The organism is Bdellovibrionales bacterium, from assembly GCA_019750295.1.
Taxonomy (GTDB): domain Bacteria; phylum Bdellovibrionota; class Bdellovibrionia; order Bdellovibrionales; family JAGQZY01; genus JAIEOS01.
Window position 1 is genome coordinate 40,383 of record JAIEOS010000020.1, and the last position, 11,957, is coordinate 52,339.

An 11,957-nucleotide genomic window follows, 5' to 3' on the forward strand; every position below is an offset into this window, starting at 1 on the left:
ATGTGGCTATGGGCCAACTCGAAAATCTCCAACTCAGTCTCGAATCCAACTCGTCAACGTCGTTGTCTCTGGCGAAGGCCAAAAGCGCCGCTCTTGAAGGGTTTCTTCAACTCTGTAACGGATCTTATTCTATTCACGAAATCATTATGACTTTGCATCGCAAGGGACTGCCGGTGAATTTCACCGAGCTTGTATCGACCTTGAGAAATCTTGCGAAACATAATATTTTTAAGAACTCCGCTCACATCCTTTTACTTCTCGATTACAAACCCGGCATCCGGCCGGGTAATGATGTTAAAGTGGAAATCAAAACCGAAGATGACTTGATCAAATGGCTTCGCAAAGTGCGTTTGTTCTCGGATCTCGCGGAGCCACTCTTAAAGAATATGGTGAAGTCCTCGACCCTTAAAAAATATAAGGCCGGGGATCTAATTATAAAAAAAGGCACCATTGGAACTGACGCTTTTGTCTTGGTGAACGGGCATGCGGGGGTGTTTACCGGGCGCCCCGAAGATCTATCAAAGCCGGTGGCGACGATTGGTCCAATGACGGTCTTTGGCGAAAGCGCAGCTGTCGATGGAAAGCCTCGCACGGCGGATGTGATGTCGCTTGAGGATTCTCTGGTGGTCCGAATCGAAATGTCGTCTTTTATAAAAGACGACTCGATTAAGGATCTCAAAAAAAATATTCGCCTGCGCTTAATGGTGAGTCAGGTGCTTAAGCTCCACCCGCTGTTTAAAACACTTCCGGCCGAAATTATGAGCTTAATGATCAATAGCTGTCGGCTGGAGCGCACGCCGGCTCAAAAGACGGTCATCCAACAGGGGGATCAGAGTCAGAATTTTTATTTTATCATGAGCGGGGAGTGTCTTTTAATTAAAGACCGAGTTCCCGAAGTGAGTTTAAAAAGTGGCCATTATTTTGGTGAAATGGGCATTTTGACCAAAAAAGCCCGCACGGCCTCGGTGATCACCAAAACGGAATGTGTCCTTTTGAGTATTGATTCTGAGAATTTTATGTCTTTATTGGCCAATAATTTAGCACTCGCTGTCGTGATGGAGGGTATTGTTCAAGAGCGCATGGGGATCACGGATGAAGAAACCGACATTCTGAATATTGACGGAGAGATCACTCAGACGTTATCTACATTCCCAGACGCGATCGATCTCGTATAGCAAGGGGGATTTGTGGTTAGTATTGGTGATATCGAACAAAGAATAAGACAAGTTCCTAATTTTCCCAAGCCGGGGATCAACTTTTTAGACATGAGTCCCATTCTTGAGAACAAGAAATTATTCTCCGGACTTATAGAACACATGACCCGAGCGGTCCAACATCTGTCGATCGATAAAGTCATCGCCATCGAATCTCGCGGATTTATACTCGGGGCCGGAATGGCTCGCGATCTTAACGCGGGGTTCGTCATGGTTCGCAAAAAAGGAAAACTTCCAGGAACGACCGTTTCCGTCAGTTATGATCTCGAATATGGCACAGACTGTTTAGAGATCCTTCCGCAAAGTATCAAGACGGGGGATCGAGTCCTTATCGTGGACGATGTGCTCGCCACCGGTGGAACCGCAGCGGCCACGGCTCAGTTGTGCGATAAGCTAGGGGCTCATGTGATGGGATTAAGCTGCTTTATGGAGATCGGATTTTTAAACGGAAGAAACCGATTCCCCTATCCTGTTTATAGTTTAATACAGCGGTAAGAGCGGATCCCTCGCTGAGCTCAGGACGACAGCTGGACCTTGGTCAGTTTCTGCTCGCAAACGTTCTCTGCGCCGAAGGCCAGTGATATTCTTTGATCATGAAAAATTACATCTTAGTTTTAATCGCGTTAATCACTCTAACAGCTTGTTCTTCTTCCGATAAAGATCCGGCGAACGAAGCCCCTGCACAGGAAAATAAAATTGTCATCGAAACGGGCGATATCGAGATCGACGGCGACAACTTAAGTGTTCCGATCAAGGGCCGATGTATCAAAGGATACTCGAACGTTGTCCTTCAGATTGGGGATTTCTATAAAGCCTTCGAATGTAAAAACGGCGGTTTCAATTTCACCCACACTTTCCCTAAGGCGGCGCTTAAAGAAAATCGCTCGAAAAAGAAAGATTACGTTTTAAGAATTCGTAGTTTCCATGAGGAGAAAAAAGCGGAGACCTTAGCTCAAAGTTTAGTGGTGATTAGTTATAAAGATTTCCAAGCGAAGCTTGTGATTAATCAGAATCTCACCACACTCGTCGGGAAAGAGGGTCACTTTTCGGATTTATCTCTCTTTGGGCAGTGCGCCCAGAACAGTGTCATTGAGGTTGAAATTTTTGATGACTGGCGGGGCGTGAGTATGGAAGAGGAAAAGCTTAACTGTACTGAAACAGGCTTTGTTTACTTCTCGCGCCGTCCTGGAGCCATGAAGAAGGGTATGCGTTTGCTTTTACGAGAGATGCGCAATGAAAAACCTCTCGCGAGCTACGAAGTCGTCCTCTTTAACTAATCTCATCTCATTTCCATTTTTATTGGGAGAAATGAGCTCCGCATGTTATAAGTGCTGAGCATGGCCTCATTTCTTTCAGAGCACTACTTTTGGTACATTTTTTTAGGGATTATGCTGCTGACCTTCGGCATTGTCCGGCATCACACCTCCGATGGTATATTTGTCCATCGGTGGGATACTGGGTTTATTTTTCAGAACAAGATATGAGGACGTCATCTCCCAGGGCAGACTTCTTGAGTATTTTACGGAATTCGTTGTTATCGTTTCCATTTTCGCAGCCTCCACCAAACTCAAATTAGATCGAAAAAAGGAATCCCCAAAAGTTATTTTTCGACTTTCCGTCGTGGCCATGTGTATCTCGGTTCTGTTGATGGCTCTCCTTTCTTCGCTTCTCTTTAATTTTGATTTCAGTTTTGCCCTTCTTTTGGCCGCTATTCTGGCTCCCACAGATCCTGTCTTGGCGTCTTCGGTCCAAGTGGAGGACAAACAGGATACGGATAAATTACGTCAAGCTCTCACCGGCGAAGCCGCGATCAACGACAGTAGTGCTTTTCCGATTATTTATTTAGCATTAGGTTTAGCCGGCGTACGAGAGTTGGGAAGTTATGGAGCTCATTGGTTTTGGAAAGATCTCGTCTGGGCCATCAGTGGTGGTTTGTTGATTGGCTCATTTTGCGGCTTCATCTCAGCCGAAATGATTCGTTGGGCTCGCAAGGCCGGCTGGGAAACGGTTATCCTTGATGACTTTATTGCCATGGGAATTATGGGATTGAGTTATGGATTAGCACTGTCAGCGGACAGTTACGGCTTTGTCGCCGTGTTTGCAAGCGGTGTTACTTTTCGCTACGTCTTCGACAAAAATCAAAAACGAGAGACGCCGACCGATAGCACAAATCAAGACTCAAATCTCGACGGGATGATTCAATTTCAGGAACAGATCGAAAGATTCGCAGAGATGTTTGCGGTCATTATCTTAGGAGTGCTGGTTGTTTCTGTGGACATGAGCTGGTCGATGATTGGCTTCGCTGGGGTGACGTTCTTATTGGTTCGACCCGTCTCAGTCTTTTTGTCCTTGATAGGATCTTCCGTCACACTCAAACAAAAAATCATAATCTCTTGGTTGGGGCTCAAAGGAATAGGCTCGATGTTCTATCTGAGCTACTCCATCGTTCATAGCTCAGATTCAGAGCCGTTGAGGTGGATTTATTCAGTGACCTTGGTGGTTATTTCTCTTTCTATCGTCATCCACGGAGCCACATCATCAAGTCTGATGAAATGGTACAATCGCAAAAAAAACCTAACTTGGTAGTTGTAACATAATACTTTAGAGCGAATTGAGCCACTCGCAATATTCCATCGCAAAATAACTTAAAATCACATCGGCACCGGCGCGTTTGATGGACGTGAGCATCTCATGGGTGGCCAGGGGGCCATCGAGAAGTCCTTTTTCGGCGGCGGCTTTGATCATGGCGTATTCACCACTCACATTGTAAGCCGCAACGGGGACCGAGCTGTGTGTTTTAAACATTTTGATAATATCGAGATAGGCGAGAGCCGGTTTAACCATAACCATGTCGGCACCTTCGCTGATATCGAGCTTTAGCTCTCTCAGGGCTTCGCGAGAATTGGCGGGGTCCATTTGGTAGGTCTTTTTATCTCCGGCTCGGGGAGCCGAATCTAATGCGTCTCTAAAAGGTCCGTAAAATTGCGAGGCGTACTTTGCGGAGTAAGCGATGATCCCGGTTTCTGTAAAATTATTTTCGTCGAGCTGTTGACGAATTTTTTTGATTCGGCCATCCATCATGTCGGAAGGTCCCACATAGTCGGCACCAGCCTCCGCATGGACTACGGCCATCTGTGCAAGAACGTCGTTGGTTGCGTCGTTGAGAACTTTTCCATTTTCGACGATGCCATCGTGACCATCGCTTGAAAACGGATCTAACGCGATATCGGTCATCACGATAAGCTCAGGGAAATGCTTTTTAACTTCCCTTACGGCATGAGGCACTAGACCGCGAGAATTTAAAGCCTCCGACGCCTTTTTATTTTTTAAAGACTCGTTTATTTTAGGAAACAGGGCGATCCCGGGAATTTTTAGTTTTTCGATCTTCTCACAAAGTAAAAGAAGATTATCCACAGAGTGCCGGAACTGGCCGGGAAGTGAGGAGATTTCCTTTTGGACATCCTTTCCCTCAACAATAAAAACGGGATAAATAAAATTATGCGGTCGAACTTCTGTTTCCCCCACCAAGGTGCGGATGGATGGGGTTCTTCTATTGCGGCGTGGGCGTTGTAACACAATTATCTCTTTACGTTAGTGCTCTCGAAAATTTTATCGGCCGACTGCTCGACAAAACCAGAGTAGAGTTGACCATTCACTTTAAATCTTTGAGCAAACTCATAGTAACAACCGGGGATTTGATGAGTCCCATCCCTAAACTTTACAGCAATAGGCTCGGCCAGTGTCGAGGACTGGCGAAGTCCGATCTCTTCGGTGCCTTTGATCACGCCACCGCTGGTATTCAGTTTAAATCCCGCGGCCGTAATGGCGTCGTTAACGGCTTCGAGATTTGAGAGAGTCCTTAAACCATTCACAAGTACGGTAAAATGATTCACTCGAAATCCGAAAGCGGCCATCCATGCGGCGTACTCGCTCTCCTCTAAGAGCTTTTGATAGTCATGATGGCTCACCATCCACGGTTTTCCGCTCACACAAAAGTCTTCGGCTTCAGCTTGTTGAATAGGGATCGTATCAATGATCGAATTCACTTTTTGCTGAAGTTCGGGAGAAAACTGCTCTGTGAGAAGTTCACTAATAAAAATTTTCGGTTTTGCCGGATCGCTGTGCTCAAAATGTTCCGCGTAAAGTTTTTTGACCTTAAAACTATAGTCGCCTTTTTTGCTATAACCATGATCTAAAAAGTATTGGGCCATTTTTTTAAGCCCAATTTTAGGATGGTTATAAGTTCGAAAGGCGACGTGATCGTTGATCACCGACTCTCCTCGATCCGTAAAAACTTTGTAAACTTTGGCGACACTCGGGTTAAGTGTCGTGTAGTCCTGCCATAATTTTTCAAACATCGAATCGAGTGTCATCACTAAGTCCTAGTAGTTGTTCACCTTGCGGTTTTTGCTCTCCTGAAGAGGGCGATTGTTGGCCGGGAATTTAGATCGGAAGGCCATGATTTGGTCTCTCGATAATTCCATTGGCGTGTTGAAGATAATCCACTCCACACCCTCGGAGCAAGGAGGAGTTGTCAATGACCCGACATAGTTATAATGCGTGCGAGATGGAGGGATGATCTGAGCGAGATCGATCTGAAGATCTGATGGTGGTTCCATGAGCTTATTAAGCACCATGTTGATCATCGAGTTCTCATTCCCCTCAATTCCAAAGATCGAAACGATCGCGATTTTATCGCCGTTGACCGCTTTGTGAATCAATTGCATTTCCATGGCCAAAGAATTTCCACTCAAGTTGTGTTCGCTGGGAGAGTGAAACTCCATTTTTTCCAGTCTGTAAACTTGGCCTTTGTAAAGAAGTTGATTGTTGCCCGTGACATTGACGCCCGCAGTGTAGCCGAGGTTTTCGACACGAACCGCCGAAGGTCCGTAGCTAAAATCCATGCGTGGCCCTTTTTTCGTCGGCTTTTTCCACTTGAGATTGATCGGAGATTGATTTTTGCCTTTGCCACAAAGAATGTAGTCGGGGTTGATACTGGCCCAAGACTGCGCCCCTTTATCGCCCTCGTAAGACCAAGGAAGCGGATTGGCGGGAGTCGCTGCTGTGGCGGCCGTGGGAGCAGCGGCTGGGGCTTCTGCCACCGGTGGCTCCGTTGTTTCTTCTTGAACCGCAGGCTTACTGCGGCAGGCGCTGATTACATAAGATAAAGCAATAATTGCTAAAATACGAAAAACCATCATTGGTGTCTCCTTCAAGTTGTTGCAGACTAAATTATTGTTTTTCAAGCTGAAGTTGTCCATCACTCAAGGTGAGCGACACACTGCGACTGGGGGGAGGGGAGCGAAGTCATCCTGGGCAGAGCAAGGGACCTTAAAGTGAGATCGTTTGCTCCGTTCAGGATGACTCTCAGATGGATCGATAACGTGATTTTCTATCGACCGTAAAGACCGGTGAGCGTGGCCTTTTCAATGGCGTTTTGATTTAAAAAATATCCGACCATGGCGCCGGGGGCGTTGCTGTCGAGATCAATTTTGTCGGTTTTTAATGCGTAAACCGTAACAATGTACCGATGAGGTTTATCCCCAGGAGGAGGGCAAGCTCCGCCAAATCCTGCTTTCGCATAGTCTGTGCGACCTTCAACGGCACCTTTAGGTAATTTTGCTGAAGTTAAACCTTGAGGAAGTTCTTTAGTATTTGCGGGTAAGTTGAAGAGGGTCCAGTGCCACCAGCCACTTCCTGTGGGCGCATCGGGATCATACACGGTCACTGCAAAACTTTTTGTCCCTTGAGGCGCATTTTGCCAAGCGAGCTGCGGAGATAAATTTTCTCCAGTACAACCCATGCCATTAAATACGTGTTTATTCGAAAGCGTTGCACCGTCCTTAATGTCTTTGCTGGTGACAGTGAAAGGTTTTGCAAAAGCCAAAGAGCTGGCAAGTAAGCTAAGAGTAACGAAAATGATCTTCATAAGGCCTCCTTTAGTCCATTATTGAATTCATGAATTGTAACTCACTCAATTGCTTTCTATAAATAGAAAATGAACTTATTTTTTATTTTGTTTGTGCTGTTTGCGTCAGCAAAAGAGGTCTCCTCCCTAGAACCGGTTCCGACTCCTTTTGCCATTGAAGACCGAGGCCAAGAGCCTTTCTTTTCCTACCGACTGGTGGGCGCATTTGATGAAGAGCGAAATTATGAATGGCCCGCGGTGGTTTCTATTTTTATTCCGGGATTAGGTCAGTGGTGGGAAGGTCAATATCGTTCGGCCGCACTTTACTCGGCCTACGGTTTTGGCGGATTAGCTACGGCTCTTTCGCTGCGGGACGATGTGAATGGACTTAATAACAGTTTTGGTGACCGCGAAAACGGAGAGCCGCAGTTTAACCAAAAGCAAATGTGGTTCACCTTTGGTTCTCAGGCGTATCAGGCCGCCGGATTTGTGAGTGCGTTCCATGCGTTTCGCACATCGGTCGAGGCGAAAAAGAAAAGCGGGGAGTACGAATTTTTAACTCACGAAGAAACCACAGGGGACTTGATGCTGGCCCCACTCCGCTTTGACTATCTTTTGCGTCCCACCACATTCCTTCCCTTACTTTTAATCGGGGCCGCCATTTCGCTCGATGATCCTCATCACTATAAAATCTCTCGCAGTGATTCTTTGTTTGTCACCGGTCTTTCCTTTAATGCGGGAGTGAGTGAAGAGGCGTTTTTCCGTGGGGCCATGATGCCTTATGCAAAAAATCAAGGGGCCTCCGATTTTTGGTCGAATGCCATCACGGCACTTCTCTTTGGGGCCGCTCATATTGATAGCGATAATCCATTTCCCATCATGCAAACTTTAGGAGGTTACTACTTTGGTTATCTCACTCAAAAAAATCAGTGGACGATGTCAGAAGCTGTCTTCGTGCATTTTTGGTGGGATATTATCGCCATAGGTGCGGAGTTAGGTGCAAGCCGCGGCAAAGGAGCTTACATTCCTCTGATAAACATGTCATTCTAGTGAACGATGATCAAGTGGCTTTGTCTTATCTCCTATTTCTTTTTGCTCGCGAATCAGTTCACGCTCAACGAGCTCGAAGAGCAGTATAATTCTTCAAGTCCTAGCGTGGTCTTAGATTGGGATGGGGATGGCGAGCTCGACTTCGATCACGAGGACGAAGAAGACGCAGAGGCGCGCAGTCTAGGAAAATGGTCCCTGGATATTTATTCCCCACCTGATTTTGTTTCTACATTGAATGTAGATCCTCACAAGCTTTGTTTCTTTTACCCGAATCTTTCGGACCAAAACGTTTTTATTAAGATCAAATACCCACCTCGAGCCAGTTAGCTCGGTCTCTCATCCGTTAAAAATTGAATAATAACTTTGCTTTAGAGGTGGATTCTATGAGTTTTCTTTTATTTTTATTGATTTTGTTTTCTCATTTTCAGGTTTTCGCTCAAGATACGGCTTTCGAAGACTACGAAACGAAGGGCGAAATTCCCGAGCCCCTATATATCGACTTAGTTCGAAATTTAAACTCGAAGAGGGGAGAGTGGGAAGTGAACTCTCTATTTTATCATAAAGACTCGGGATTTGATGCGTTTCAGTGGGCTCCAGAGATCGAGTGGGTGGCTTATTCTGGAGGAGCGGTAGAACTCGAGTTTCCAATGCTAGGAGATTCGTTGTACAGTTACAAAGTCGCTTTTCAGCAAAAGATTTGGGGAGACCCTCAGCAAAATGATTTGCACGGATTGCAATTGATTTACGAGGCCGACAAATCGTTCTCTGAATCTGAAGGCACTCTTTATTATATAATCGCCTACCGTTGGAATGCGTCGTTCTCGGCCATCGCCCTTATCGGTGGGCGATGGGCTTTAGAAACGGACCACGGATTCTCGCCTCGGTGGAATATCACATTGTTCTATAATAAGTCTGACGAAATCGACATCGGGTTCGAAGTGAATCATTCCTCAAATTGGCATTCCGAAGCGCAGTGGACCCAGATTATTCCCCAACTGCATTTCGCTCTCGACGAAGGATACAAAATACAGTTTGGTTTTGGCGCGAGAGAGGAGTTTAAGCAGTGGAGTCCAGTCTCCATGTTTCGATTAATTCGAGAATTCAATAGAGGTCCTTAATATTCTTTGGATCGCGTTGAACCAGCCTTCGGCGAGTTTTTGATTGCCGCGGTCATTGGGATGGAACCCATCAGGTCCAATGTCTTCGGCGGTTAAAAGCTTAAAGTTATCTTGGAAATAGAGCTGTTTATTATGTTTCATTTCGCGAGTGATTTCTTTTTGCAGCTTGGAATTGAATTCGATGACTTTCGCATTGAGATGATCCGCTCTCGGTGGTCGACTTTGAACAATGACGATCGCTTGGGGTGAAAGTTTATGAATTTTCCGAATCAATGAAACAAGCCGTTGATGAGCGGAATCCAATTTGAAGTTTTGGGCAATGTCGTTACCGCCGGCGCCCAGCAAAATGAGATCTGGCTTAAATGTCCCTAAACTTTTTTCGACCACTGGACCGAGTTGGTCAATGCGATACCCACCGTACCCTTCATGATCTGGATCTGGCATATCCGGTGGTCCTTGTTGATTCGATCCGAGGAAGTCCACCGAAAACCCTGCATTTTTAAGTAAAATGTAAAGGTGAGGACGATAACCTCCATTATTAGCGACTCCTGCCGTGAGGGAATCACCCAGGGCGAGAATTTTGAGTGTTCGAGGCTGAGGCGCTTGGGCGAGATGACGAGTTCCAGAGTGACAACTCAAACCTAAGGTAAAAACAGTAAGACCAATGAATGTTTTAAACATAACGATAGAATCACTCATAAAAAGAAATAAGAAAATGAGGACCTGGACCAGGCTGAATTAGCAAAATATAATTTGAGTCATTTCAAGCAGATACACACTTGATGATACATAATATAACTTATAGGAACGATTTGTTTTCGATGAAACCAGACCTATGTGGCCTGGCCACTTTGGTAAAGCATTATGAATCTTTGGGTCTCTATCATTTCGTAAATTTCTAAAATGTATTTTTTAAAATTTGGATTTTGTCGAAGTTCGTTCATTTGATCTTGAACTGGAAGTGCAAGAAATCTTTGAACTATAGCGGCGGGATACTCTCGATTCTCCGGGAGGCTTAAGCTGAACTGCGGACTTGAGAGGTTGAGAAGAACTTCCGGAGGCACTAGTGCCAACGCCGGTACAGATCGTTTTGCAGTCGCCAATGCCAATTTCTGTAGAGTGTTTAAAAATAACCATCGCGATGCCGCGGTCGCTCCAATTGCAATCCAAACAATTCGCACGTGGGAGTCGTTGAGGGCCAACTTGAGTTGTTCTAGAGTGCGTTGAAGGGAGGTTTCACTCCCCGCCTCATCTAAATGGTAGGCGCAACGTTTTTCCGCTTGCTCGAAGGTCAAACCCCAGTTGTCCATAAGATCTTCCACGCAGGCCTGATAAACATCGTAGATAGATGGTTTTTGCGGAGTTTCGTTGCCATCACTGTCATTGGCCAAAAGAGGAGCGCAGAATAGAAAAATAAGTAAGGAGAGCGTGAGTTTCATAAACAACCTTCGATCACTTGCAACGTATATGATCTCGCTCTCCCCATCAATGTGAGTGTCTCGCCCCTGTGATTATTACTGAATTGACTTCGAATTCGACAATTTATCGGAGCAAGCCCCGATCGTAACTTCCATATGGACCCAGTCATTGGGCTTATCGTAGACTTCAAAACTCATTTGTGTTTCATTTTTTGGAACCACATTTCGAATCGAAAATTCATCTCCTAAGAAATCGGAATCGCTTAAGGAGTAAAGAATTTTTGAAACGTCTTCGGTGTTTCCATTAAAGCAAAGTTGACCGTTAATCAACGCCTCGGCCCCACCCATATCCCAGGCCATTTCCACTTCACTTTCATCCACATCTTCGCCGAGCCAGTCGATCTTAATCTTTGTGCCATTTTGGACCAAGATCTCGATACTGCTATGGTCTGCAGCGAAAGCCGATGTTGTACCGATAAGTATGATGAGTGATAAAATTAAATTCATAAATTCTCCTTCTCTTAATTGACGCGGATCCTAAGCCAGGGTTTATGTTGGTTGACTGATTTGACCGACGTAGCACAGCGAGGATTGAAAAGGAAAACCAATACCCTGTCTCTCAGGCGCAGTGAAAAATATCCCCGTTACCACGCAAGAGTTATTTCCTAAATTTACCAAATTTGTCAGGGTTCCATAAGAAATGAGTCGAAGTGAAATTCGAAAAAAATTAGCATTTCAATTATTTGAGTTTCAAGGATATGTTCTCGGAATAGGGAGAATTTTATGAAAACTTTATTGTTCAGTTTTATAGTTGTCTTGACCATGGGTGTTAGCGCGAGTCCTCAAAAGTCTTTTGAAGTTCCTGCGGCGGGAGAAATCACTGCGGTTAGTCCTCTTTGTCCTCAGGGGATGATGTGTATCACTAATGGCTCGATCATCGATATGGTATTTCGTTTTTCTAACGGATGTTCGGCTCTCAAAGTTTTGAAGTTTGAAGCAAATCCTGAAGCCAAAACAGTTGAGGTTGAAGCGGTCGAGTCTCGGGATCCTTTGAGTATGTGCACGACGGCCATTGTCGAGCGCGCGGAAAGAGTCACTGTTCCGAGTTTTTACCCACCCTTCGTCCTTTCGTTTAAAGGTACGGGAGTGGTTTTTAATGTCACTGAGTTCTTCTAAATAATCTCTCACTGTCGAAAGATCGCTCTGTTCTAGAAATATTACAGGGCTTTTGCGTGCTCATGGAGTTAAA

General features: G+C 45.3%; 15 protein-coding genes. 8 read left to right on the forward strand and 7 right to left on the reverse strand.

Annotated features, from left to right (window positions below; translation table 11 throughout):
* Positions 1 to 8 precede the first annotated feature (8 nt).
* The 4 genes from K2Q26_05360 to K2Q26_05375 all read left to right on the forward strand — a co-directional run bounded on the left by K2Q26_05360 (position 9) and on the right by K2Q26_05375 (position 3,800).
* Positions 9 to 1,175, forward strand: a complete 1,167-nt coding sequence (locus K2Q26_05360) for a cyclic nucleotide-binding domain-containing protein (protein ID MBY0314924.1) — start codon at positions 9 to 11, stop codon at positions 1,173 to 1,175.
* A gap of 12 nt (positions 1,176 to 1,187) precedes the next feature.
* On the forward strand, positions 1,188 to 1,709 hold the full coding sequence (locus K2Q26_05365; GenBank protein ID MBY0314925.1) for an adenine phosphoribosyltransferase: 522 nt from the start codon (positions 1,188 to 1,190) through the stop codon (positions 1,707 to 1,709).
* A 98-nt stretch (positions 1,710 to 1,807) separates the two neighbouring features.
* The gene (locus tag K2Q26_05370; GenBank protein ID MBY0314926.1) at positions 1,808 to 2,491 is read left to right on the forward strand and encodes a hypothetical protein; all 684 of its coding nucleotides are present in this window, start codon (positions 1,808 to 1,810) and stop codon (positions 2,489 to 2,491) included.
* A gap of 151 nt (positions 2,492 to 2,642) precedes the next feature.
* Positions 2,643 to 3,800 (forward strand): cation:proton antiporter, encoded by a 1,158-nt coding sequence (locus K2Q26_05375; protein ID MBY0314927.1) that lies wholly within the window; start codon positions 2,643 to 2,645, stop codon positions 3,798 to 3,800.
* A gap of 15 nt (positions 3,801 to 3,815) precedes the next feature.
* On the opposite strand, the gene hemB is transcribed toward K2Q26_05375, so the two are convergent.
* The 4 genes from hemB to K2Q26_05395 form a co-directional block, all read right to left on the reverse strand.
* Positions 3,816 to 4,796, reverse strand: coding sequence for a porphobilinogen synthase (gene hemB / locus K2Q26_05380; protein MBY0314928.1), 981 nt, complete (start codon positions 4,794 to 4,796; stop codon positions 3,816 to 3,818).
* On the reverse strand, positions 4,793 to 5,590 hold the full coding sequence (locus K2Q26_05385; protein MBY0314929.1) for a DUF1338 domain-containing protein: 798 nt from the start codon (positions 5,588 to 5,590) through the stop codon (positions 4,793 to 4,795). The genes hemB and K2Q26_05385 overlap by 4 nt, the downstream gene beginning before the upstream one ends.
* A gap of 6 nt (positions 5,591 to 5,596) precedes the next feature.
* Entirely contained in the window at positions 5,597 to 6,415 is an 819-nt protein-coding gene (locus tag K2Q26_05390) for a carbonic anhydrase family protein (GenBank protein ID MBY0314930.1), read from the reverse strand.
* Positions 6,416 to 6,606: 191 nt separating this feature from the next.
* Positions 6,607 to 7,143: a YbhB/YbcL family Raf kinase inhibitor-like protein gene (locus K2Q26_05395; protein ID MBY0314931.1), complete on the reverse strand. Its 537-nt coding sequence runs from the start codon at positions 7,141 to 7,143 to the stop codon at positions 6,607 to 6,609.
* A gap of 69 nt (positions 7,144 to 7,212) precedes the next feature.
* Here K2Q26_05395 and K2Q26_05400 point away from each other — a divergent pair, with 69 nt between their 5' ends.
* From K2Q26_05400 to K2Q26_05410, 3 genes are read left to right on the forward strand one after another with little or no spacing between them, the layout of a single operon-like run.
* Complete coding sequence (locus tag K2Q26_05400) at positions 7,213 to 8,172, forward strand: CPBP family intramembrane metalloprotease (protein MBY0314932.1); 960 nt, start codon at positions 7,213 to 7,215, stop codon at positions 8,170 to 8,172.
* 6 nt (positions 8,173 to 8,178) lie between these two features.
* The gene (locus K2Q26_05405; protein MBY0314933.1) at positions 8,179 to 8,499 is read left to right on the forward strand and encodes a hypothetical protein; all 321 of its coding nucleotides are present in this window, start codon (positions 8,179 to 8,181) and stop codon (positions 8,497 to 8,499) included.
* A 56-nt stretch (positions 8,500 to 8,555) separates the two neighbouring features.
* A complete protein-coding gene (locus K2Q26_05410) occupies positions 8,556 to 9,290 on the forward strand; it encodes a hypothetical protein (protein MBY0314934.1) in 735 nt (244 codons plus the stop codon).
* On the opposite strand, the gene K2Q26_05415 is transcribed toward K2Q26_05410, so the two are convergent.
* The 3 genes from K2Q26_05415 to K2Q26_05425 form a co-directional block, all read right to left on the reverse strand.
* Positions 9,261 to 9,971: a hypothetical protein gene (locus tag K2Q26_05415; protein ID MBY0314935.1), complete on the reverse strand. Its 711-nt coding sequence runs from the start codon at positions 9,969 to 9,971 to the stop codon at positions 9,261 to 9,263. The two genes, K2Q26_05410 and K2Q26_05415, sit on opposite strands and share 30 nt — an antisense overlap.
* Positions 9,972 to 10,123: 152 nt before the next feature.
* A complete protein-coding gene (locus K2Q26_05420) occupies positions 10,124 to 10,729 on the reverse strand; it encodes a hypothetical protein (GenBank protein MBY0314936.1) in 606 nt (201 codons plus the stop codon).
* A gap of 75 nt (positions 10,730 to 10,804) precedes the next feature.
* Complete coding sequence (locus tag K2Q26_05425) at positions 10,805 to 11,215, reverse strand: hypothetical protein (protein ID MBY0314937.1); 411 nt, start codon at positions 11,213 to 11,215, stop codon at positions 10,805 to 10,807.
* A 276-nt stretch (positions 11,216 to 11,491) separates the two neighbouring features.
* On the opposite strand from K2Q26_05425, the gene K2Q26_05430 reads away from it, so the two are divergent.
* On the forward strand, positions 11,492 to 11,884 hold the full coding sequence (locus K2Q26_05430; GenBank protein ID MBY0314938.1) for a hypothetical protein: 393 nt from the start codon (positions 11,492 to 11,494) through the stop codon (positions 11,882 to 11,884).
* Positions 11,885 to 11,957: the final 73 nt, after the last annotated feature.